The sequence below is a fragment of the Streptomyces sp. NPDC008139 genome, assembly GCF_042957025.1.
Taxonomy (GTDB): domain Bacteria; phylum Actinomycetota; class Actinomycetes; order Streptomycetales; family Streptomycetaceae; genus Actinacidiphila.
Window position 1 is genome coordinate 146,293 of record NZ_JBIBHM010000018.1, and the last position, 24,510, is coordinate 170,802.

At 75.3% G+C, this 24,510-nt stretch carries 4 protein-coding genes; all 4 read right to left on the reverse strand.

Translation table 11 applies throughout. From position 1 onward, the window contains the following. Positions 1 to 90: 90 nt before the first annotated feature. Positions 91 to 552, reverse strand: coding sequence for an SRPBCC family protein (locus ACFZBB_RS31385; RefSeq protein ID WP_391129539.1), 462 nt, complete (start codon positions 550 to 552; stop codon positions 91 to 93). Between the two features lie 25 nt (positions 553 to 577). After that, positions 578 to 1,552: a phosphotransferase gene (locus tag ACFZBB_RS31390; protein ID WP_391129542.1), complete on the reverse strand. Its 975-nt coding sequence runs from the start codon at positions 1,550 to 1,552 to the stop codon at positions 578 to 580. Positions 1,553 to 1,649: 97 nt separating this feature from the next. Then, positions 1,650 to 9,311 carry an amino acid adenylation domain-containing protein gene (locus ACFZBB_RS31395; protein WP_391129545.1) on the reverse strand — a complete coding sequence of 2,554 codons (7,662 nt, stop codon included), beginning with the start codon at positions 9,309 to 9,311 and terminating at the stop codon, positions 1,650 to 1,652. Further along, positions 9,308 to 24,064: an amino acid adenylation domain-containing protein gene (locus tag ACFZBB_RS31400; protein ID WP_391129548.1), complete on the reverse strand. Its 14,757-nt coding sequence runs from the start codon at positions 24,062 to 24,064 to the stop codon at positions 9,308 to 9,310. Before ACFZBB_RS31400 ends, ACFZBB_RS31395 begins: the two co-directional genes overlap by 4 nt. Positions 24,065 to 24,510: the final 446 nt, after the last annotated feature.

The following is a 24,510-nucleotide window of genomic DNA, read 5'->3' on the forward strand; positions in this document are numbered from 1 at the left end:
CTGGTCGGTGTCACGGAAAGGTCGTGCGCTTCACCGGGGTAGACCGGTGCGCGGCGCGGAACTCATCGGTACCCGGAGGCTGTCTTCGCCTCACTCCCCGCGCAGCAGCGTGTCCACGGCCCGGCCGAAGACGAGCCGTCCGGTACGCGCCGTGACCGCGTCGAACGCTCCCGGCAGCCGCCACACCCGCAGTTCCTCGCGCCAGCGCACCCACGAGCCGGTATCCGCGCCCGCGCCCGTAGCGCTGTCGTCCGGCCGTACCTCGATCTCCGCCCAGCCTGTGACGATCCGGCCGGTCTTCTCCAGGCGGCAGAATCCGGGGCCGCCGTCGACCGGCGGCTCCCAGCGCACGATCCGCATCGGGTCGTCGAACCCGGCACCGCCGAGCCCGGTCCGCGCCACGAAGGCCGTGCCGACCCCGTCGGGCGGCGGCGTCAGCACGCTGATCCGGGTCAACGGCACGGTGGCGGTGTGCCGTTCCCAGTCGGTCATCCGCCGCCACGCCTCGGCGACGGGCAGCGGGGTGCGGCGCTCGACCACAAAAGGGGACATACGGCCAGGGTAGAGCGCGCCGCCGTCAGGACCAGCCGGTACGGGTCCGCAGCCAGTCGAGCGCGACGACGCCCTGGGCGTGCTGGAAGGGGCGCAGCGTGGGCAGGCCGGGCGGCGCGGGCCGCCGCGCGTGGCCGAGCAGGAATCCGGCGAAGGCGGCCAGCACCGCCGTGACGCCGTCCGGGTCGGCGCCCGCGGCCACCGGGTGCCGGTCGAAGATCTCGGCGGGAGGCGGTCCGCCCTGCATCCCCACGCTGGGCAGCATCAGCAGCAGGTCGAACCAGGGCGCCGCCAGGCAGGCCCACGGCCAGTCCACGACCATGACGCGGCCGTCCGCGGTGAGCAGCAGATTGTCGGCCCGCAGGTCCGCGTGGGCCAGGGTCTTTCCGGTCGCCGCCGCCGCCCATCCGGCCTCCAGCTCGGCCAGTTCCACCAGATGGCGTACGGCCCAGGGGTCGAGGCCCGTCAGGTCGTCGGCGCCCGCCGCGTGCTCGGCGGCCAGGGCGCGCCAGCCGTGGAAGTTCTCCGCGTTGGCCTCCGCCACAAGCGGGACCACCACGGGGGACGGTGTGAGCAGCGTCGCGAGGTCGCCGACCGCGGTCAGGACGCGCTCCAACTCGGCCGCGTCCCACGGCTGTGCGGGCGTGCGGCCCTCGATGTCCTCGAAGAGCAGGACCACCCAGTCGTCCCGCTCGAAGGAGGCCAGCAGGCGCGGGGCCGGGACTTCGCGGGGAAGCGCGGCGGCCACCTTGGCCTCCGCCCGGTGGATTCCCGGGCTCTCCGGATTCGCCGCCGCGGTCACGGCCTTGACGAACGCCCTCGTCCCGTCCGTCAGCCGCAGGCGGGCCGCCACGCCCGGCGAGAAGCCGCCGGCCTGCGTCTCCGCCGCCGCGATGCGTGCCCCCAGGCGCGCCTCGGCCTCTGCCCGCACCCCCGCGGGCACCTCCCCCCACTCGGCTCGGACACCCTGTGCCCCCACGGCCCCGCTGTCGCTCGTCATCGCCCCATCCTCCCGACCCCCCGGGGCCCGGGGCCACCGCATTTCGGGAGGCGCGGGTCCTGAGGGGGCGGTCGGTCGCGACGGAGACGGGGCCGGGTCAGGGGGTGGGGAGGTAACCGGTGGTGTGGCCGTGGGTGAGGTAGCGGGTGAGGACCGTGTCGGTCAGGGGCGGGAGGTGGACGCCCGCGGCGGCGGCTTGCGCGGCGGTGCGCCGGGAGTCGAAGCGGCGGTGGTGGGAGGGGGCGGAGCCGGCGGGCGGGGAGTCGTCGCCGAGCAGGAGCTGGGCGGCGTTGTCGGGCTGCGCCGCCACGCGGGAGCGCCACCGCGCCACCGGGACGGTGGGCAGGTCGTGGCCCAGGCGGGCGGCCACTTCGAAGACGGTCCGCAGGTCGGGGGCGTCCGGGTTGGTGAGGTGGTACACGGGCATGGCGGTACTGGTCCCGGCGGAGCGGGCCAGTGCCACGACGGCAGCGCTGACGTAGTCGACGGGTATCCAGTCGGTCGAGCCGTGCGGGAGGTCCGGCACCGCTCCGGCCTGGAGGCAGCCCTTGATGAGCTGCCAGAGCAGGTCGCGGTCCTGGCAGGCGCCGGTGGCGGTGTCGCCGCTGATCCGGCCGGGGCGGTAGACGGTGACCGGCAGGCCGCGGGCGCGCGCCAGGTCGACGATCCCCTCGGCCACCCACTTGCTCTGCGCGTAGCCGCCCGGCAGGTCGGCCGCCGGGCCGGTCGGCGTCGACTCCGTGACGGGGGCGGCGTCGGGATCGGCCGACGGGGCGTAGACGCTCGTGGTCGAGATGTAGTGCATGCCCGGTGAGCCGGAGTCGGCGAGCAGCCGCAGCAGTTCCTCGGTACCGGCCACGTTGGGGGCGCGCAGATCGCCGTACGGGGCGGCGAAGTTGACCCGGGCGCCGTTGTGCAGCACCGGGCCGAGGCGGCGGGCCAGGGCGGCGCGGTCGTCGGGCGACAGGCCGAGGCCGGGGGCGGCCAGGTCGCCGGGGACGGGACGGACCAGGTCGGCGTAGGCGGGGCGCCAGAGCCCGTAGCGCTCCAGGTTGGCCCGCAGCCGGCGCGCCGCGTGGTCCGGGCCGTCGGCGCGGACCAGGCAGTCGACGGGGCCGTCCGTGGCCTCGATGAGGTCGCGCAGCAGGAACGCGCCGAGGAAGCCGGAAGCGCCGGTCAGCAGGGGGCGGGCGGTGGGGCGGGAGCGGGTGGGAGCGGGCACCGGTGCGGTCCGGCGCGCACCGCCCGTGATGTCGGGGGCGAGCCGGACCTCCGCGAGGAGGTACGACGCGACCGGGTGCATCGGTCCCTCGCCCAGGCCCTCGCCCGGCCCGGTCGGCGTGGTGTCCGGCGCCGCCGGACCTCTGTCCGCCGCGCCGTCCAGCGACCGGATGACGCCTTCGACCGTCGGCGCCGCGAACAGCGCCCTGAGCGAGGGCCGTCGGCCGCACCGCTCCTCGATCCTGCGGGCCAGGGTCACCGCGAGTAGCGAGTGGCCGCCGAGGGCGAAGAAGTCGTCCGTCACCCCGACCTCGGGCACGCCGAGCGTCTGCGCGAACGCCGCGCACAGCTCGCGTTCGCGGTCGGTGGCCGGGGGCCTGGACGCGGCGGGCGCGGCGTGGCCGGGCGCGGGCAGGGCACGACGGTCGGTCTTCCCGTTGGGGGTGACCGGCAGCGCGTCGAGCCGGACGCACGCGGCCGGAACCATGTGGCCGGGCAGCGTGTCGGCGAGCCGGGCGCGGATCGCCGCCTCGTCGGGGGCCGCCTCGCCGCGCGCGGCCACGGTGTAGGCGACCAGGCGCCGGTCGCCCGGCCGGTCCTCGCGGACGACGACGCAGGCCGCCGCGATGCCGGGCAGGGCTGTGATCGCAGCCTCGACCTCACCGGGTTCCACCCGGAATCCGCGGAGCTTGACCTGGTCGTCGACACGGCCGACGTAGACGATCTGGCCCTCGGCCGTACGGCGCGCCAGGTCGCCGGTGCGGTACATACGGCCGCCGGCGCGGTCGAACGGGTCGGCCACGAAGCGGGACGCGGTGAGGGCGGCCCGGCCGAGGTAGCCGCGGGCCAGTCCCGCGCCCGACACGTACAACTCGCCGATGACGCCGGACGGGACGGGTGCCAGCCGGTCGTCCAGTACGTGCACGCGGGTGCCGTCGACGGGCAGGCCGATGGGGACCGCGCGGTCGGGCGCGAGGGCGCCGTCCGCCTGCTGGAAGCCGCTCATGGTGGCGCAGACGGTCGTCTCGGTGGGGCCGTAGGCGTTGACGAGGTACCGCTCGCGCGCCCAGGCCCGCGCCAGCTCCGGCGGGCACGCCTCGCCCGCGAGCACCAGGGTGATCCCGGTGGGCAGCGAGCCGGGCTCCATCACCGCGAGCGCGGCCGGGGGCAGCGTGAGGTGGGTGATGCCGCGCGTGCGGACGGCGGTCGCGAGGGCGGGTCCCGGCAGCAGTGCCTCGCGTTCCCCGATCTCCAGACAGGCACCGGACAGCAGCCCCATGCACAGCTCCCAGAACGCGGCGTCGAAGCTGACCGACGCCATCTGGAGGACCCGGCTGCCGGGACCGGCCCGGAGCCGGTCGCGCTGCGTCCTGGCCATGGCGCCGACGCCCTGGTGGGTGACGACCACGCCCTTGGGCCGGCCGGTGGAGCCGGAGGTGTAGATGACGTACGCGGGATGCGACGGGAGCGCACGCGGCGGGACTGCGGTGTCCCCGGGCGGCAGGAGAGCCGGACCGTCCGCCTCGGGGCTGTCGAGCACCAGGCGCGGTACGGCGGTCGCGGGGAGGCGGGCGCCGACGTCGGCCGTGGTGAGGAGCAGCCGCGGCCCGGCGTCGTCGAGCATGAAGGACAGCCGCTGGGCCGGGTAGTCGGGGTCCAGCGGCAGATACGCGGCACCGGCCTTGAGGACGCCGAGGAGGGCGACGACGAGGTCGTTGGTCCGGGGCAGCGCGACGGCCACCCGGTCCTCGGGGCCGATCCCCCGCGCGAGGAGACGGCGGGCCAGGGTGTCGGCGCGCGCGTCGAGTTCGGCGTAGCTGAGGGTGGTGGCCGCGTCGCGCACCGCCGGGGCGTCCGGGGCGCGGCGGACCTGTCGGGCGAAGAGTTCGGGGACCGTCGAGCGGGGCAGGTCGTCGGCCGGTCCTGTGCCCAGGGCGGCGATCCGGGCGCGTTCGTCGGGGCCGAGGACGTCGTAGGTCCGCAGCGGGCGGCCGGGGTCGGCGGTGACCTCGCCGAGCAGCACGACGAGGCGCTCGGCGAGCGCGCCGACCGTGGCCTCGGTGAACAGTTCCGTCGCGTAGTCCACGGTCGCGCGCATGCCGCCGGACGGGCCGGACGCGCCGGACGCGGCCTGACCGTCCGCCGTACCCGTACCCGTACCCGTACCGGCGGGTGTCTCGGTGAAGGTGAACGACAGGTCGAATTTGCTGACGCCCGGATCGACGGGCAGGCCGGAGACGGTGAGGCCGGGCAGGTCGAAGCGGGCGGCGGGGGCGTGGTTCTGGAGCACGAGCATGGTCTGGAAGAGCGGGTGGTGGTTCTGCGAGCGCGCGGGGTTGAGCAGTTCGACCAGCCGCTCGAAGGGGACGTCCTGATGGGCGTAGGCCGCGAGGTCGGCGTCCTTGACGCGGTCCAGGAGTTCGAGGAACGTCGGGTCGCCCGTCAGGTCCGTGCGCAGCACGAGGGTGTTCACGAAGAAGCCCACGAGGTCGGTCGCGGCGTCGTCGGTGCGTCCGGCGACGGCCGTGCCCAGCGGGATGTCGTCACCGGCTCCGTGCCGGGACAACAGCAGTGACAGGGCGGCCTGGAGCACCATGAAGACCGTGCAGCCGCGGCTGCGGGCGAGGTCGGTGACGCGCCGGGCCACGGCGGGGTCCAGGACGAAGTCGTGGCTGGCGCCGGTGTGCCGGGGGACGGCGGGGCGCGGCAGGTCCCACGGCAGTTCGACCAGGTGCGGCAGGCCGTCCAACGCCTGTTTCCAGTACCGCAGTTGGCGGGCCATGGCGCTGTCGGGGTCCTGCTCGTCGCCGAGCAGCCGGCGCTGCCAGAGCGTGAAGTCGGCGTAGTCGACGGGCGGTTCGGCCCATGCCGGGGGCCGCCCGCCGACGCGGGCGCGGTAGGCGGCGGCGAGGTCACGGGTGAGGGGCGCCATGGAGGACCCGTCGGAGGCGATGTGGTGGATCACCAGGACCAGGACGTGGGCGTCGTCGGCCAGCCGCAGCAGAGTCGCCCGCAGCGGCAACTGCCGCTCGATGTCGATCGGTTCGGCCGCCGCGGACCTGACCCGGTCGTGCAGCTTGTCCGGCTCGACGGTCTCCGCGGCCAGGACGAGGCGGACGTCGTCGGCCGCCGTGATGAGCTGGCGCGGTCCGCCGTCGTGCTCGGGGAAGACGGTGCGCAGGGCGGAGTGCCGGACGACGACATCGCGCAGGGCCCGGCGCAGCGCGCCGGTGCCGAGGGGCCCGTCCAGGCGTACGGCGAAGGGGATGTTGTACGTCGCCGACGGCCCTTCGAGGCGGTGCAGGAACCACAGGCGGCGCTGGGCGTACGACAGCGGCAGGGCGGCAGGGCGGGGCTGGGGGACGAGCGCGGGCCGCGCCGGGCGCCGCGCGTCCTTCAGCGCGGTCGCGAGGGTCGCGGCGGTGGGGTGGTCGAACAGCGTGCGGATCTCGGTCTCGGTGGCCAGGGCGGTCCGGATGCGGCCCACCAGGCGGGTGGCGAGCAGCGAGTGGCCGCCGAGCGCGAAGAAGCTGTCGTCCGGGCCGACCCGGGGCACCCCGAGGACGTCGGCGAACAGGCCGGTCAGGATCTCCTCGTGGGCGTCGCGCGGGGCCCGGACCGGGGCCAGGTCAGGGTCGGCGGGCGCGGGGAGGGCCGCCCGGTCCAGCTTGCCGTTGACGGTCAGCGGGAAGTCGTCGAGCACCTGGATCGCGGTCGGCACCATGTAGCCGGGCAGGTGGCCGCCGACGTGCGCGGTGAGCAGGTCGGGGTCGGGGGTGCGGCCGGGCGCGGGGACGACGTACGCGGCGAGTCCGCGACCGCCGGGCAGGTCCTCGCGCACCATGACGCAGGCGGACCGCACCGACGGGTCGGCGCGCAGCACCGCCTCGATCTCGCCGGGCTCGATGCGGTGGCCGCGCAGTTTGACCTGCTGATCGGCCCGTGCGACGTACTGGAGGGCGCCGTCTGGCTGTTGGCGCACGAGGTCGCCGGTGCGGTACATGCGGTCCCCGGTGGCGGCGAACGGGTCGGCGACGAAGCGGGTGGCCGTCAGGGCGGGCCGCTCCAGGTAGCCGCGCGCCACGCCGGGGCCCGCGACGTACAGTTCGCCCTCGGCTCCCGGCGGGACCGGGCGCAGCGCGGCGTCCAGGACGTAGGCGCGGGTGCCGTCGGTGGGCCCGCCGATCGGCGGCGCGCCGTCGGGGCCGTCCTCGGGGCGCACCTGGTGGCGGGTGGCGAAGGTGGTCGTCTCGGTGGGCCCGTACACGTTGAGGACGGCGGTGCCGGGGTGGGCGGCGGCCAGGCGTTGCAGGACGCCGGGGGCGGCGGCCTCGCCGCCCGAGGCGGCCGTGCGGAGCAGGCCGAGCGCGTCCGGGTCCGCCTCGGCGACGAGGTTGAACAGGGAGGTGGTCAAGAACGCCGACGTCAGGCCGTGCCGGGCCACGAGGTCCCGGAGCACGGCGGGCTGGAGGGGGCCGGGCGGGGCCACGACGACCCGGCCGCCGCTGAGCAGCGGCGCCCACATCTCGAAGGTGGAGGCGTCGAAGACGTACGCCGAGTGCAGCAGGACGGCGTCGGCAGCGCCGCCGTGCCAGACGCGGTCGGCGGCCAGCGCGGCGATGTCGCCGTGGGTGACGCCGACGGCCTTGGGCAGGCCGGTGGAGCCCGAGGTGAACATCACGTACGCGAGCCGGGCGCCGCCGGTGACCTCGGGCAGGGTTCCGGGGGCGGCGGGCGCGCCTGCGCGGACCCGGCCCGCGGCGTCCACGGTCAGCGTCGGCAGGGCGGTGGCGAGACGGCGGACCCACGGGTGGGTGGCGGCGGTCTCATCGACCACCAGGGCGCGCAGTCCGGCCGCGTCGGCGACACGGGTGAGCCGTTCGTCGGGCCAGCGCGGGTCGAGCGGCACATAGGCGGCGCCCGCGCCCAGCACGGCCAGGGACACGGTGACCTGGGCGGCCGAGCGCTCCGTCATGACGCCGACGCGGCTGCCGGACGCGCTGGTGAGGCCCGTCAGGGCGCGGGCCGTCTCCCCCGCGACGTCGGCCAGTTCGCGGTACGACAACGGCTCGCCCGCGCCGGTCACGGCGGGCCGGTCGGGGTGGTCGGCGGCGTGGCGCAGCACGGTGTCCCAGACGCTGGTGTCCACGGTGCCGACCGGGAGCGGGGCGCCGCGCCCGAGGGCGAGCAGCCGTTCGCGCTCGCCGTCGAGGAGGACGTCGACGGTGTCGGCGCGGCGGTCGAGGCCGTCGGCCATCGCGGTCAGCACGCGCCGCATGCGGGCGACGGTGCGGGCCACGTCGTCGTGGTCGAGGACGGCGGCCCGGTAGCCGAAGGTGATCCTCAGCCGGTCGCCCGGCGCGATGGTGAGGGTGAGCGGGTAGTGGGCGGCGTCCGTGCCGGTGAAGCCGGTGAGGTCGAGGCCGGGCAGTCCGCGCCGGGCGGTGCTCAGCGCGGCGGCGTCCACCGGGTAGTTCTCGAAGACCGCGAGGGTGTCGAAGAGTTCGTCCAGGCCGGTGACGCCGCGGATGTCGGTCAGGCCCAGGTACTGGCTGTCCAGGAGGCGGCCCTGTTCGGCCTGGAGCCTGGTCAGGAGCGCGGCCAGGGTCTCGCCGGGCTCCAGGCGCAGCCGTACCGGCACGGTGTTGATGAACAGGCCGATCATCGATTCGACGCCGGGTATCTCGGGCGGGCGGCCGGAGACGGTGGTGCCGAAGACGATGTCGTCGCGCCCGGTGAGGTGCGTCAGCAGCAGTCCCCAGGCGCCCTGGACCAGGGTGTTGACGGTGAGCCGGTGGGCGCGGGCGGTCTCGCGCAGCCGGGTCGTGGTGGCCGCGTCCAGGTCGAGGGCGAGCGTTCCCGGCAGGTCGTCGGTGGCGGCCGTCCGCGTCCGGCCGGGCCCGGCGAGCAGGGTCGGGGCCTCCAGGCCCGCCAGGGCGGTGCGCCAGGTGTCCAGGGCGGCGGCGCGGTCCTGCCGGGCGAGCCAGGCGAGGTAGGTCCGGTAGGGGGTGGGGCGCGGCAGGGCGGTGTCGTCACCGCGGCTCGCGTACAGCTCGAACAACTCCCGTACCAGCAGCGGTGTCGACCAGCCGTCGAGCAGGATGTGGTGGCTCGTCATGACCAGCCGCGACTGACGGGGGGCGGTGCGCACCAGGGTGAACCGCATCAGCGGCGGGGAGGTGAGGTCGAAGCGCCGGGTCCGGTCGGCGGCGAGGAACGCGCCGAGCCGTTCGCCCGCCGCCGCGCCGTCCCGCCCGGTCAGATCGAGTTCCTCCAGCGGTACGGGGACGTGGGCGGCGACCGCCTGTACGGGCTCGTCCAGGTCCTCGTGCAGGAAGCCGACCCGCAGGTTGGCGTGCCGCCGCAGCAGGGCGCCGACGGCGGCGCGCAGCGCGGCGACGTCGACGGCGCCTTCGAGGTCGAAGACGAACTGCGCGGTGTAGACGTCCACGGCGGCGGAGTCGTACAGCGCGTGGAAGAGCATCCCCGACTGAAGCGGTGTCAGCGGAAGTACGTCCTCCAACTGGAACCCGGTCACTTGTGTCCACCCCACTTGTTCTGAAGCCGGTCGATCTGGGTCTGGTCGAGCGAGACCAGCGGTAGGTCGGAGGGCGTGTAGCCGCCCGCGTCGGGTTGTTCGGTGTGCTCGGCGATGGCGCGCAGGGCGCGGCCGAAGGCGTCGGACAGGGCGTCGATCTCCTCTTCCCCGATCAGGTCGGCGGGCCACGTCCACCGGGTCACCAGGCGCGGGCCGTCGGGCAGGTCCTCGGTGTGCGCGTTGATGTCGAGGACGTGGTGGACGGGCATGTCCGGGTCCTGGGCGCGCGGGCCGCCGCCGTCGAGCAGCACCTCCCAGTCGGCGCCCGCGTCCTGCCGTGCGGCCCCGGCGGTGTCCTGGTGCGAAGTGGTGTACCGGCCGAGGTAGTTGAAGCCGATCTGCGGTTCCGGCAGAGCGGCGAGCCGGGGGCGGGTGGCCGGGTTGAGGTGGCGCAGCATCCCGAATCCGAGGCCGTGGTCGGGCACGGCCCGCAACTGCTCCTTGACGCGTTTGAGCGCGCGGTCCACGAGCGCGGGGCCGAAGCGCGCGGGGTCGCGGGGATCGACGGGTCCCGGATCGACGCTGACCGGGTAGAGGCTGGTGAACCAGCCGACGGTACGGGACAGGTCGACGTGGTCGGCGATCTGCTCGCGTCCGTGGCCCTCGACGTCGAGCAGCACGCTGGTGCCGTCGGGCAACGGGCCGCCGTAGGCCGCCCGTTGGGCGTGCCAGGAGTTCAGGGCGAGGGCGAGGCCGGTGAGCAGGACGTCGCCGACTCCCGCGTGGAAGGCGGCGGGCACGTCGGTGAGCAGCGGCGCGGTCCAGGTGGCGGGCAGCCGGGTGGTCACCGTGCGGGTCCGGTCGGCGGTGTCCAGGTCGGGGTGGAGCGGCCGGTTTCCCAGGCGGGGCGCGGGGGTGCTCAACGCCCTTTCCCACAGCGGAAGTTCCGCTTCGCGCGCCGGTTCCAGCGCCTGGGCGGCGAGCAGCCGCGCCCAGCCGCGGTAGGTCGTGCCGACGGCGGGCAGGCCGTCCTCGGGCGGGCCCGAGGTGACGGCGTGCCAGGCGGTGGCGAGGTCTTCGGCGAGGACGCGCCAGGAGACGGCGTCGACGGCGAGGTGGTGCACGACGAGCAGCAGCCGTCCGCGCGCGTGCGGTCCCGCGTCGCACCAGACCGCCTCGATCACGTGGCCGTGCGCGGGCCGCAGCCGCCGCCGGGCCCGCTCCCCGGCCTCGGCGAGGACGGTGCGGACGGCGTCGGCGTCGAGTCCCGCGACGTCGACGCGGGTGAGGCGCTGACGGATGCTCACGGCGCCGGGCGGCAGCACGTCGAGTACGGGGCCGTCCTCGCCGGTCCTGACGGCCCGCAGCCGGAGCGTGTCGTGGTGGTCGATGAGGCGCTGGAGCGTGGCGGCGACGCTGTCCTCGTCGGCTCCCGCGGGTGTGCGCAGCACCCCTGACTGGTTGTACCCGTCGATGGTGCCGGGCCGTCGCAGCAGCCACGCGGCGATGGGCGTGGGCGGCAGCTCGCCGGAGCCGGGTACGGCCTGGGCCGGCACGTTTTGGCCGAGGGAACGGGCGACGGCCGCGATCGCCTCGGGCGTGCGGTGCGCGAACACGTCGCGCGGTGTGACGCTCAGCCCGGCCTCCCGCGCGCGGCTGACGAGCTGGATCGAGAGGATGCTGTCGCCGCCGAGACCGAAGAAGTCGTCGTCGGTACGGACGGTGTCGGTGTGCAGCAGCGCGGCGAAGACCTCGCAGAGCACGCGTTCGGACGCGGTACGCGGCTGTCCTCCGGGCCGGTCGGCCGTGGGCCGGGCCGGGGCGGGCAGCGCCTTGCGGTCGGTCTTTCCGTTGGGCAGCAGGGGCAGCGCGTCGAGCGGGACGAAGACGGCGGGTGTCATGTAGGCGGGCAGTTCCGAGGCCAGGCGGTCGCGCAGTTCGCGGTCGGTGGGGGCGCCGGGCCGGTCGTGGACGGTGTAGGCGACCAGGCGCCGCTCCCCCGGTGTGTCCTCGCGGACCAGTACGCACGCGGCGGCGATCCCGTCCAGGCCGGTGAGGGCGGCCTCGATCTCGCCGGGTTCGATGCGCAGGCCGTTGAGCTTGACCTGTTCGTCGGCGCGGGCGACGAAGGTGAACTCGCCGTCGGCGCCGTATCTGACGAGGTCGCCCGTGCGGTACATCCGGGCGCCGCCGGGTCCGTGCGGGTCGGCGACGAACCGCGCCGCGGTCAGCGCCGGGCGGCCGAGGTAGCCGCGGGCGAGGCCGTCGCCCGCGAGGTACAGCTCCCCGGTGACGCCGGGCGGCACGGGCTGGAGGCCGCCGTCGAGGACGTAGGCGCGGGTGTTGTCGACGGGGCGGCCCAGCGGGACGCTCTCCCCGTACCCGTCGGTGTCCTGCCGCCCGGCCCACCGGTGGGCGGTGGCGTCGATGGTGGCCTCGGTCGGCCCGTAGAGATTGTGCACCCGCGCCCGCCAGTCGCGGCCGACGCGCTCCGTCAGCGTCCGGGTCAGCGGCTCGCCGCCGCACAGCACCGCCCGCAGGCTCTCGGGCGCGTCGCGGGGGTCGGTCTCGGCCAGCAGGAGCGAGAGGTGGGAGGGCACGAACTGCGCGACGGTCACGTGCGTCTCGCGCATCAGGGCCAGCAGTCCCGCCGGGTCGTGGTTGGCCGCGGGCGGGACGGGGCAGGTGGCACCGCCGTGGAGCAGCGGGAGCCAGGTCTCCCAGACGGAGGCGTCGAAGCTCGGTGAGGTGCGGGCGAGGACCCGGTCGTCGTCGGTGAGTTCGAGGTGGCCGGCCATCCACGCCATGTGGTTGGTGACCGAGCCGTGGGTGACGACCACGCCTTTGGGGCGCCCGGTGGAGCCCGAGGTGTAGATGACGTACGCCGCGTCGCGCGGGTCGGCAGCCGCAGCATTCCGACCGGCCGCGCCGGTCTTCACGGCCCCCAGGTCCACGTCCAGGTCCAGGTCCAGGTCCAGGACGGTTACGGGCAGGTCCTGCGGCGCGGTGGCCCCGCGGGTGAGCAGCAGTGCGGGACGGGCGTCGTCGATCATGAAGGCGATACGGGCCCGCGGGTACTCGGGGTCGACCGCCAGATACGCGGCCCCGGCCTTGGCCACCGCCAGCATGGCGACCGTCTGGTCCGCGGTGCCGGGCATCGCGAGGGCGACCAGGTCGCCGCGGCCGACCCCGCGACCGCGCAGGCGGTCCGCCAACTCGTCGGATAGCGCGTCGAGTTCGGTGAAGGTCAGGGTCCGCGCGCCCGCGCGCACCGCGACGGCCTCCGGGGTCCGGGCGCGCTGCGCCTCGAACGCCGAGGGGATCGTGCCCGCCGCGGGCCGGAGCGGGCCGTGCCCGGCCGCCAGCAGCGCCGCCCGCCGGTCGGCGGCCAGGACGGCGGCGGTGTGCACCGGCCGCTCCGGCTCGGCGGCGAGCGAGCCGAGGAGCCGGGTGAGCCGGTCGGCCAGGCCGTGCGCGGTGGAGTGGGCGAACAGTTCGGTGGAGAACTCCAGGACCGCGTCGAGACCGGCGGGCGCGTTCACCTCGTCCCGCTTCTCGGTGAAGGTGAACGTCAGGTCGAATTTGCTGATGCCGGTGCCGACCTGCTGCCCGGTCACGGTGAGGCCGGGCAGGTCCACGGTGGCGTCGGCCTGGTTCTGCAGCGCGACCATGGTCTGGAAGAGCGGGTGCCGGTTCTGGGCGCGGACCGGGTCGAGGCTGTCCACCAGGCGTTCGAACGGAATGTCCTGGTGGGAGTAGGCGGCCAGGTCGAACTCCCGCACGCGGTCGAGCACTTCGCCGAAGGTGGGGTTCCCCGACAGGTCGGTGCGCAGCACGAGGGTGTTGACGAAGAAGCCCACCAGGTCGTCCAGCGCCTCGTCGGTGCGCCCGGCCACGGGGGTGCCGAGCGGGATGTCCTCGCCCGCGCCGTGCCGGGAGAGCAGCACCGCCACACCGGCCTGGAGCACCATGAACAGGCTGCACCCGCGCGCGCGGGCGAGGTCCGCGAGCGCCTGATGGGTACCGGCGTCCACGGCGAAGGAGAACGCGTCGCCGCGATGCGAGGTGACGTCGGGGCGCGGCCGGTCGTACGGCAGGTCGAGCAGCTCGGGAGCGCCGTCGAGCGCGCCGCGCCAGAAGTCCAGTTGGCGCGCGGCCTGGCTGGACGGGTCGTCCTCGGCGCCGAGCAGTTCCCGCTGCCACAGCGTGTAGTCGGCGTACTGGACGGCGAGTTCGGTCCAGCCGGGCTCCTCGCCCACGATGCGGGCCCGGTACGCCAGACCCAGGTCACGGGCGAGCGGCGCCAGGGACCAGCCGTCGCCCGCGATGTGGTGGACCAGCAGGACCAGGACGTGGGCGTCGTCTGCCAGCCGCAGCAGCCTAGCCCGCAGCGGGAGGCCGGTGCTCACGTCGAAGGTGTGCGCCACCTCCGCGCTCAGCGCCTCCTCCAGCCGCCCGGGGTCGGTGTCACGGGGCGCGAGGTCGATGTCCGCGTCGTCGGCGGCGCGCACCACCTGGCGTGCCACGCCCCGTGTGTCGGGGAAGACCGTGCGCAGGCTCTCGTGCCGCTCGACGACGTCGGCCACGGCGCTCGCGAGGGCCTCCGCGTCGAGCGGACCGTCCAGCCGCAGCACCATCGGCACGTTGTACGTGGCGCTGGGCCCCTCGAACCGGTTGAGGAACCACAGCCGTTGCTGCGCGAAGGACAGCGGCAGCGGGTCGGGGCGGGAGGCGGCCCGCAGCAGCGGCGTCCTGGCCCGCCGCGCGTCGTCGAGAGCGTCGGCGAGCCGGGCCGGGGTGGGATGCTCGAACAGGGCTCTGACCTCGATCTCCACACCGAGCGCGGTGCGGACGCGGGCGGCGAGGCGGGTGGCGAGCAGCGAGTGGCCGCCCAGTGCGAAGAAGTCGTCGTCGGCCGCGGCGGCGGGCAGTCCGAGGACGTCGGCGAACAGGCCGCGGACGATCTCCTCGCGGGCGGTGCGGGCCGCCCGCGTGCGGACCGGCGCGCGGCGGGCGGGTTCGGGGAGCGCGTGCCGGTCGACCTTGCCGTTGGGCGTCAGCGGCAGCGTGTCGACGAGGACGAACGCCGACGGCACCATGTAGGCGGGCAGCGAGTGGCCGAGGGCGCTCGCGAGCGCACCGGCCTCCGGACGGCCGTCGGCCGCGGGCACCACGTAGGCCACGAGCCGGCGGTCACCGGGGGCGTCCTCCCTGACCATGGCGAAGGCGTCGGCGACCCCCTCGCAGCCTGCGAGCGCCCCTTCGATCTCGCCCAGTTCGATGCGGTAGCCGCGCAGCTTGACCTGGCCGTCCGCGCGGCCGACGTACTCCACCTGGCCGCCCGGGGTCCAGCGCACGAGGTCTCCGGTGCGGTACATCCGGCCGCCCCCCGTACCGAACGGGTCGGCCACGAAACGTGTCGCGGTCAGGTCGGGGCGGCCGACGTACCCGCGCGCCACACCGCGTCCGGCCAGGTACAGCTCGCCCGTGACACCGGGCGGCACCGGCCGCAGATGGTGGTCGAGGACGTGACCGCGCATGCCGTCCAGCGGGCGGCCGATGGGCGGCGGCCCGGTCGGCAGATCCTCGGTGACGTGGTGGCGGGTGGCGAAAGTGGTGGTCTCGGTGGGCCCGTACACGTGCAGGAGTCGCGCTCCGGGCGCGACCCGGGCGACGCGCTGCATCAGGTCGGGGGAGGCCAGTTCACCACCGGCGCAGACGAGCCGCAGTCCCGCGAAGGCACCGGGATCGGTCTCCGCGATCACGTTGAACAGGGCGGTGGTCAGGAAGACGGCGGTCACGCCGTGCTCGTGGACGGCGTGGTCGAGGACGTGTGCCTCCAGGGCGCCTTCGGGTGCGACGACGATCCGGCCGCCGCTGAGCAGCGGCGCCCAGATCTCGAACGTCGAGGCGTCGAAGACATACGCCGAGTGCATCAGCACCGCTTCCACCGCGCCGTCGTGCCACGCGGAGTCGGCCGCCAGCGCCAGGACGTCCCCGTGGGTGACGCCGACGCCCTTGGGCAGACCGGTCGAGCCCGAGGTGAACATCACGTACGCCAGGGTCGCGGGGCCGGGCACGGGGGTCGGGACGGCGGGGCGGCGCGCCCCGGACAGCACCCGGCCGAGCCGGTCCACGACGACGACCGGCGTCCCGGCGGCGGCGACCCGGGGCGATCGCGCGGCCTCCTCGCCGACGACAAGGAGGCGGATGTCCGCGATGTCGGCGACCTGGCTGTGGCGTTCGTCGGGCCAGCGCCCGTCGAGGGGGACGTAGGCGGCGCCGGCGCGGACGATGCCGAGGGACACCGTCACCACCGCGGCGGACCGGTCGAGCAGCACACCGACCCGCGTCTCCGGACCGGCCCCGAGACCGGCGAGCACCCCGGCGAGGTCGGCCGAGATCCGGTCGAGTCCCGCGTAGTCGAGAGTGGTGTCGTCGGCGACGACGGCCACGGCGTGCGGCGTGCGCCGCGCCCGGGCGGCGAAGGCGGCGGTCAGGGTGCCGTCCTCCGGACCGGTCGGCAGGGCGCGGCCGGCGCCCCAGCGCGTGATGCGGGTGTGTTCGTCCGGCGTCATCAGGTCGTACGCGGCCAGGCGCAGGTCCGGATCGGCCACGACCTGTTCCAGCAGCCGGACCAGGCGCGCGGCGAGGGTTTCGACGGTGGCACGGTCGAAGAGAGCGGTGGCGTACTCGATTCCGGCGCTCAGCGAGCCGTCCGAATCGGGAGCACCCGCGGGCTCCTCGGTGAAGGCGAAGGTGAGGTCGAACTTGCTCAGGCCGTTGTGGACGAGGCGGTCCTCGACGGCGACGCCGGGCAGGTCGGGGCGGGGGCTGTCCTGGTTCTGCAGGACGAGCATGGTCTGGAACAGCGGGTGGTGGTCGCGCGCTCTGGCGGGGTTGAGCTCCTCCACCAGCCGCTCGAAGGGTATGTCCTGGTGCGCGTAGGCCGTCAGGTCGAACTCCCTGACGCGGGTGAGGAGTTCGGCGAAGGTCGGGTCGCCGGAGAGGTCGGTGCGCAGCACGAGGGTGTTGACGAAGAACCCGACCAGGTCTTCGAGCGCCTCGTCCGTGCGGCCTGCCACCGGGGTGCCGAGGGGGATGTCGTCCCCTGCGCCGTGCCGACTCAGCAGGGTGGCGACGGCCGCCTGGAGCACCATGAACAGGCTGCTCCCCGACTCCCTGGCCAGCTTCAGCAGGCCGTCGCGCACGGCGGGCGGCACGTCGAAGGCGTGGACCGCGCCCCTCGGGTCGACGACGGCCGGGCGCGGCCGGTCCGAGGGCAGGTCGATCAGGACGGGCAGCCCGTCGAGGGCGGCGCGCCAGTGGTCGAGCTGTTCCCGCAGCAGGCTCTCGCCGTGGGCGGCGGGGCCCCCGACGGCGCTGTCGCTTCCGCCGTCGGCGAGAAGGGCATGCTGCCACAGGGTGTAGTCGGCGTACTGGAGCCGCGGGCCGGGCGCCGTGTCGTCCCCTGCGCCCGCCAGGCGCGCCCGGTAGGCGTCGCCGAGATGGCGGGCGAGCGGGGCCAGCGACCAGCCGTCGCCCGCGATGTGGTGCAGCACCAGGACCAGGACGTGGTGTTCGGGCGCGGAGCGCAGCAGCAGCGCGCGCAACGGCAGGTCGGTCCCGACGTCGAACGGCTCCTGCACGGCGTCCAGGACGGCCGCCTCCAGCCGGGAGGGGGCAGTGCTCGTGACGGGCAGCGCGGGCGCGGCCGTGTCGGCCGGCAGGATCAACTGGTGCGGTACGCCGTCCCGTTCGGGGAACACCGTGCGCAGCGCCTCGTGCCGGGCGACGGTGTCGCGCAGCGCGCCGCGCAGGGCGTCCGCGTCCAGGGCGCCCCGCAGTTGCAGGACGAGCGGGATGTTGTACGTGGAGCTGGGGCCCTCCAGCCGGTTGAGGAACCACAGGCGGCGCTGGGCGAACGACAGCGGCAGCGGGTCGGGCCGCCGCGTGACGGGCAGCACCGCGGGTCGGCGGCGTCCCGGCGTGTCCAGGACGCGGGCCAGCTCCTCGACGGTCGGGTGCTCGAACAGCGTGCGCAGGGTGACGTCGGCGTGCAGCAGGGTGCGGATCCGGCTGACGACGCGCATCGCGAGCAGGGAGTGTCCGCCGAGGTCGAAGAAGCTGTCCCCCGGCCGCACTTGGGGCACTTCGAGGACGTCGGCGAAGATCCCGGCGAGCAGTTCCTCCTGGAAGGTGCGCCGTCCCGGTGCGCTCGGGCCGCCGGTGCCCGCGGCGGGCTCGGGCAGGGCGCGGCGGTCCACCTTGCCGTTGGGCAGCAGCGGAAGCGCGTCGAGCACGACGACGGCCGAGGGGACCATGTGGTGGGGCAGCGTCCCGGCGAGCGCGTCGCGCAGGCCGGGACCCTGCGGTGCCGGGTCGCCGGTGACGGCGTACGCGACCAGGACGGGCCTGCCGGGGACGTCCTCGCGGACGACGGCGCAGGCGGCCGTGACGCCGGGCAGGGCCGCCAGTTCGGCCTCGACCTCGCCCAACTCGATCCGGAAGCCCCGGAGTTTGACCTGGTCGTCGGCGCGGCCCCGGTATTCGAGCAGGCCGTCGCGGCTCCACCGCACGAGGTCGCCCGTCCGGTACATCCGGGCACCCGCGGCGGAGGTCGGGTCGGCGGGGTCGGCGGTGGCGGCGAGGTCAGCGGCGGCAGCGGTTGACGCGAGGTCAGCGGTGGCGGCGGTTGCGGCGAGGTCGGCTGCGAAGGGGTCGGCGACGAACCGGGCGGCGGTCAGCCCCGGCCGGTCGAGGTAGCCGCGCGCGAGGTTGGGGCCCGCCAGGTACAACTCCCCGGTGACGCCCGGCGGGACGGGCCGCAGCCGGTCGTCGAGGACGTACCCGCGCATGGTGTCGACGGGGCGGCCGATCGGGACGGTCTCGGACGCGGCGGGCGCGGCGGGCGCGGCGGGCGGCTCGCTGTGCGCTGCGGGCCGGGCGTGCGGGCCGGTGGGCGCGGACGTCGCGTCGGGCACGCGGTGGGCGGTGGCGTCGATGGTCGCCTCGGTCGGCCCGTAGAGATTGTGCGTCGGCACCCGCCATTGGGCGGCGACCTCGGCCGCGACGGCGCGCGGCAGCGGTTCGCCGCCGCACAGCACGGCGCGCAGGTCGGGCAGCGGGGCGTGGCTGCCCGCCTCGGCGAGGACGAGGGCGAGGTGGGAGGGCACGAATTGGGCGAGGGTCACGCCGAACCCGCTCATCCAGGAGACGAGTTCACGGGGTTCCTCGTTGGCCTCGCGCGGCAGCACGCAGACCTCGGCGCCGTTCACCAGCGGGAGCCACACCTCCCAGACGGACGCGTCGAAACTGGTGGAGGTGCGGGCGAGCACCCGGTCACCCGCGGTGACGTCCAAGTGCCGCGTCATCCAGGCCATGTGATTGGCCAGCGCGCCGTGCGGGACGACCACGCCCTTGGGGCGGCCGGTGGAGCCTGAGGTGTAGATGACGTACGCGGGGTCGGCCGGATGGGACGGTCTCGGGTCCCGCGCCATGGGGCCGGCCGCCATGTCGGCCGGGTCGTCGAGCGCGAGCCGGGGCGGGCCGCCGACGGGCAGGTCCTCGCGTATCCGCCCGGTGGTGAGCAGCAGGACGGGCCCGGCGTCGTCGAGCATCTGCCGGATGCGCGCCGCCGGGTACCGCGGATCGACGGGCAGGTAGGCCCCGCCCGCCCGCAGAACCGCCAGCATGGCCACCACGGTGTCCACGGACGGCGGTACGGCCAGGGCCACGACGCTCTCGCGGCCGACCCCCCGCTCGCGCAGCACCTGGGCGAGGCTGTCGGCGCGGGCGTCGAGAGCGGCGTAGGTCAGGCTGGTGCCCGCGTCGCGCACGGCGACGGCGCCGGGCGTGCGCAGGGCCCACTCCCGTACCGCCTCGGGCACGGTACGGGTCGGCAGCGGTCGCCGCTCGCCCTGTCCGCGGCCGAGGAGCCGGGCCCGCGCGCCGGGCGCCATCGGCTCCAACGCGCTGACGGTGAGGCCGGGTTCGGCCACCGCCTGGGTGAGGACACGGACGAAGCCGTCGCACAGGTCGCGGGCGGTGTCCGGGTCGAAGAGGTCGGCGGCGTACTCCAGATACCCGCTGATGCCGCTGGCCTCGGCCGGGTCGCCGACGGGGTCGGGTGCGGCCTCCGTCAGCGAGAGGGTCAGGTCGAATTTGCTGATCCCGGTGTGCGCGGACCGGTCGTGGACGGTGACGCCCGGCAGGTCGAGTCGCGCCTGCCGCTGGCTCTGGAGGACCAGCATGGTCTGGAAGAGCGGGTGGTGGTCGCCCGAGCGCTCGGGGTTCAGCTCCTCCACCAGTCGCTCGAATGGCAGGTCGGCGTGGCCGAAGGCGGCCAGGTCGAACCGCCCCACCCGGTCCAGCAGTTCGCGGAAGGTCGGGTCGCCGGACAGGTCGGTGCGCAGCACGAGGGTGTTGACGAAGAAGCCGACCAGGTCGTCCAGTGCTTCGTCGGTACGTCCGGCCACCGCCGTGCCCAGCGGGATGTCGGTGCCCGCGCCGTACGCGTGCAGCGTCACCGCGAGGGCCGCCTGGAGGACCATGAAAGGGGTACGGCCGCACGCGCGGGCGAGCCGGACCAGCGCCGTGTGCGTGGCGGCGGGCAGTTCGATCGGGTGCGCGCCGCCGCGGTGGGTGGGCACCGCGCGCCGGGGCCGGTCGAGCGGCAGGTCGAGGAGGTCGGGCGCGCCCTCCAACGCCTTCCGCCAGAAGGCGAGTTGGCGTGCGCCCAGGCCGTCCGGGTCGTCGCCGCCGAGCAGTTCGCGCTGCCAGAGCGTGTAGTCGGCGTACTGCACGCGCAACGCGGGCCAGTCGGGGGTGTCAGCGCCCGCGGTCCTGGCCCGGTAGGCGGCACCGAGGTCACGCACGAGCGGGGTCAGCGACCAGCCGTCGGCGACGACGTGGTGCAGTACGAGCACCAGGACGTGCCGGGCGGGGCCCAGCACGAGCAGGTGGGCGCGCAGCGGGGCGTCCCCGGCGAGGTCGAAGGGGAGCGAGGTCAGGTGCCGTACCGTTTCCTCGGCCCAGGCGGCGGCCCGTTCCTGGCCCTGCTCGCTTCCCTTGCCCGCGCCGGCCTCCGTGCCTTCCGCGCGGTCGTCGCGTGCTGCCGCTGCCCCGCCCGCCCCGCCTGCCCCGTCTTTACCGGACGGCGCGTGTGCGACCGTGAGCGGGACGAGCGCCGCCGCGTCGGCGCCGTGCCGGATCACCTGCCGGGCGACGCCGTCCTCCTCGGCGAAGACGGTGCGCAGGCTCTCGTGCCGGTCGACCACGTCGGCCAGCGCCTCGCGCAGGGTCCGCACGTCCAGGTCGCCGTCCAGCGCGAGGACGAGCGGGACGTTGTACGTGCTGCCGGGGCGGCCCTCGACGCGGTTGAGGAACCACAGCCGCTGCTGCGCGAAGGACAGCGGCAGCGGATCGGGGCGCTGTCGCGGGGCGAGGACCGGTCCGCGGGCGCCCGCGGTGTCGAGGACCCCGGCGAGGGAGGCGACCGTCGGGTGGTCGAAGAGGGTGCGCAGGTCGAGTTCGGCCCCCAGCGCCGCCCGTAACCGGCCGGTGAGCCGGGTGGCCAGCAGCGAATGGCCGCCCAGCGCGAAGAAGTTGTCGTCGATGCCGACGGCGGCCACGCCCAGGACGTCGGCGAACAGCCCGGCGAGCACCTCCTCGCGCGGGGTGCGCGGGGCACGGCCGGTCGGGACCGCGGCCGGCGGCACGGGCAGGGCGCGCCGGTCGACCTTGCCGTTGGGGTTCAGCGGCAGCGCGTCCAGCGGGACGAACACCGAGGGCACCATGTACGACGGCAGGGCGCGCGTGACGTGCCGGACCAGGGACTCGTCGTCCGGGCGGACGTCGGCCGACGGCACGACATAGGCGGCCAGCCGCCGGTCGCCCGGCGAGTCCTCGCGCACCACGACGCACGCGGCGCGCACACCCGGCGCGGTGAGCAGCACGGACTCGATCTCGGCGGGCTCGATGCGGTAACCGCGGAGCTTGACCTGGCCGTCCGCGCGGCCGACGTACTCCACCTGGCCGCCCGCGGTCCAGCGCACGAGGTCTCCGGTGCGGTACATCCGGCCGCCCCCCGTACCGAACGGGTCGGCCACGAAACGTGTCGCGGTCAGGTCGGGGCGGCCGAGGTACCCGCGCGCCACACCGGAGCCGCCGACGTACAGCTCCCCCACGACGCCGGGCGGCACCAGGCACAGGGCGTCGTCGAGCACGTACAGGCGCATGCCGTCCAGGGGCCGGCCGATGGGCGGCGGTCCCGGCAGCGGGTCGGCGGTGACGTGGTGGCGGGTGGCGAAAGTGGTGGTCTCGGTGGGCCCGTACACGTGCAGCACCGTCACGTCGGGCGCGCCGACGGCCACGCGTCGCAGCAGGTCGGGGGCGGCGGCCTCGCCTCCGGAGCAGACCAGGCGCAGTCCGGCGAACGCCGTCGGCTCCTCCTCGGCCACGAGGTTGAACAGGGCGGTGGTCAGGAACAGCGCGGTCACCGCGTGGCGCTCGACCATGTCGCGCAGGACCGGTGCGTGCAGGGCGCCTTCGGGTGCGATGACGATCCGGCCGCCGCTGAGCAGCGGCGCCCAGATCTCGAACGTGGAGGCGTCGAAGACGTACGCCGAGTGCATCAGCACCGCTTCCACCGCGCCGTCGTGCCACGCGGAGTCGGCCGCCAACGCGAGAACGTCCCCGTGCGTGACCCCGACGCCCTTGGGCAGACCGGTCGAGCCCGAGGTGAACATCACATACGCGAGCCGGTCGGGATGTCCCGCCCCCGGCGGCGGCGTCGGGGACGGCGGGCCGCCGCGTACGACGGCGCCGGTCCTGTCGACGACGACGACCGGCAGACCGGCCGCCGCCTCCTTCACCCACGGCTGCGCGGCGGCGGCCTCGTCGACCACCAGGGCGCGTACGCCCGCGACGCCGGAGACGCCGCTGAGCCGTTCCGCGGGCCAGGCCGGGTCCATCGGCACATAGGCGGCGCCCGCGCCCACCACGCCGAGGGTGGCGGACACCACCGCGGCCGAGCGTTCCAGGAGCACCGCGACCCGGTCCTCCGCGGCCACGCCCCAGCCCGCCAGGGCGTGGGACAGGGCGTCCGCGGTGTGGGCGAGTTCGCGGTAGGAGAGCGTGCGGGCGCCGTCCACGACGGCCGGCGCGTCCGGGGTCAGGCGCGCCTGGGCGCCGAACGCCTCGGGCAGGCTCGCCGTGGCGGTGCGCGGCGGCAGTTGCGCGCCGCGGCCCTGGGCGAGGACCGCCTCGGCCGCGTCGTCGTCCAGGAACGGCAGGTCGCGCAGCAGTGTGTCGGCGTCCGCCGCCGCCAGCGCGGTGAGGAAGGAGACGAGGGCGTGTTGGTGGAGCAGGACGTCGTCGGGGTGGTAGAGCGCCGGGGCGGCGTCGAGCCCGATCAGCGGCCCGATGCCCTCCGACCGTTCGGAGACGAAGAGGGAGACGTCATCGACGGGTCCGATGGACAGCACACGGGAGGTGGCGGGGCTGCCCGCGAGGTCGAGGTCGAAGTTGTAGGGCATGACGTTGACGACGAGATCGGTCAGGCGCGCGGCGTCGTCGCCCGCGTCCACTTCGCGGGCGAGCTGTTCGCGGGAGTAGCGGCGGTGGCGCAGCGCGCGGGCCATCTCGGCGGCCACCGACCGGATCAGGTCGCCGACGGTCCGGTCGGCGGGCAGGCGCAGCCTGATCGGCAGCACGTTGGCCGTCATGCCGACGGCGTGCCGCAGCGCGCTGTGCCGGCCGTTCGAGGCCAGCCCGACGGTGACGTCCTCGCGGCCGGTGGCCCGCGCGACGTACGCGGCAGCCGCGCTCACCACGACGGCCGTCCAGGTGGTGCGGCGGGCGGAGCCGAGCCGTCGCAGGCCGTCCAGGACGGCGACGGGCAGCGACTCGCCGGTGTGCAGCGGGGCGGCGGGGGCCGTGCCCGGCGGGGTGGCGGGGCCCGCGTCCGGCAGGTCCGCGGCACGGCGGCGGATGAGCGGCGCGCCGCCGCGGGCGTCCGCCTCGTCCGCCGTTCCCGCTGTCCCGGCCGTCCCCGCCGCGTCCGTCCCGCGTTCGGCGGTCGGCCCGGCGAAGGTGTCGATCCAGTACGCCCGGTCCGCGCGGTGGCGCTCCGACCCGAGGTAGGCCAGCTCGTCCGCCACCAGGTCGCGCAGCGAGGCGGCCGGGAGGTCGACCGCGGCGATGTCCTCGCCACGGACCGCACGCGCGTAGAGGTCGGCCACGAGGTGGTTGACCACGCCGCCGCTGAGCCCGTCGATGGCTATGTGGTGGTAGCGCACGTACCAGTAGCGCAGCCGGGGGGCGAGACGCAGCAGCGCGAAGTGGTGGGACGGGGCGTCGAGCCGGTCGACGGTGGCCATGTCCCGTGCCATGTACGCCTCGGCCTCGGCCGCCGGGTCCTCGGCGCCGGACAGGTCGATCAGGCGGACCCGGTCGGTCGCGGTGGCCGGGCGGTCGGCGACGTACTGCCGGACGCCGTCGTCGCCGGTCTCGAACCGCAGGTGGAGATTGTCGCAGTGGGCGACGGCCCGGCCGAGTGCGGCGGCGAAAAGCGCCTCGTCGAGGTCGCCGTGGATCTCCAGGCATTCCCCGATGTTGTACTTCGGACTGTCCGGATCGAGCAACTGCCCGTACCAGACCCCTTGCTGGGCCGACGTCAGTTCGAAGAGATCCCGGGAAACGCTGTCCGCCGGGAAGGAACTGTCTTCTGAGAAGGAGCTGTCTTCATGCATGCCGGTCGACCCCTTCGGGGAGATTCTGGAACGGTGCGGAGAAACGACGAAATCAGCCCGTCGATAAAATGGCCGCCGACGCCGTGCCGATGGCGGCGGGCCGAAAAGCGCGCCCGCGTCATCGCGTCGGGCACTCGGGCCCCGCCGGCGCGGCGATTCGCGGCGAAGGGCGTTCCCTGCCGCGCGCGGCGGATGACGCCGCGAAGGACCGGGTGATGGTCCCGGCGAAACACCCGCGACGAAAGAGAGCATTCACGGACCGAAAGTGACCGCGTGTGGTCACCTTCGGCCGGACCCGCTCACCGAGGCGGCGGGAAGCGCGAGGGACCGGGTCGGGGGCCCCCCCCCCCCGGGGCGGGGGGGGGCCCGGGGGTAGCCGCCCCCCCCGCCGCCGGCCACGCCGCCCCCCCCACCCCGGGGCGCGCGGTGGGGAACCAGCTATAGCA

Bases quoted from the DNA above. Each gene is read 5' to 3' on its own strand.
- ACFZBB_RS31385 (WP_391129539.1), bottom strand. From the start codon at position 552: ATGTCCCCTTTTGTGGTCGAGCGCCGCACCCCGCTGCCCGTCGCCGAG.
- ACFZBB_RS31390 (WP_391129542.1), bottom strand. From the start codon at position 1,552: ATGACGAGCGACAGCGGGGCCGTGGGGGCACAGGGTGTCCGAGCCGAG.
- ACFZBB_RS31400 (WP_391129548.1), bottom strand. From the start codon at position 24,064: ATGCATGAAGACAGCTCCTTCTCAGAAGACAGTTCCTTCCCGGCGGAC.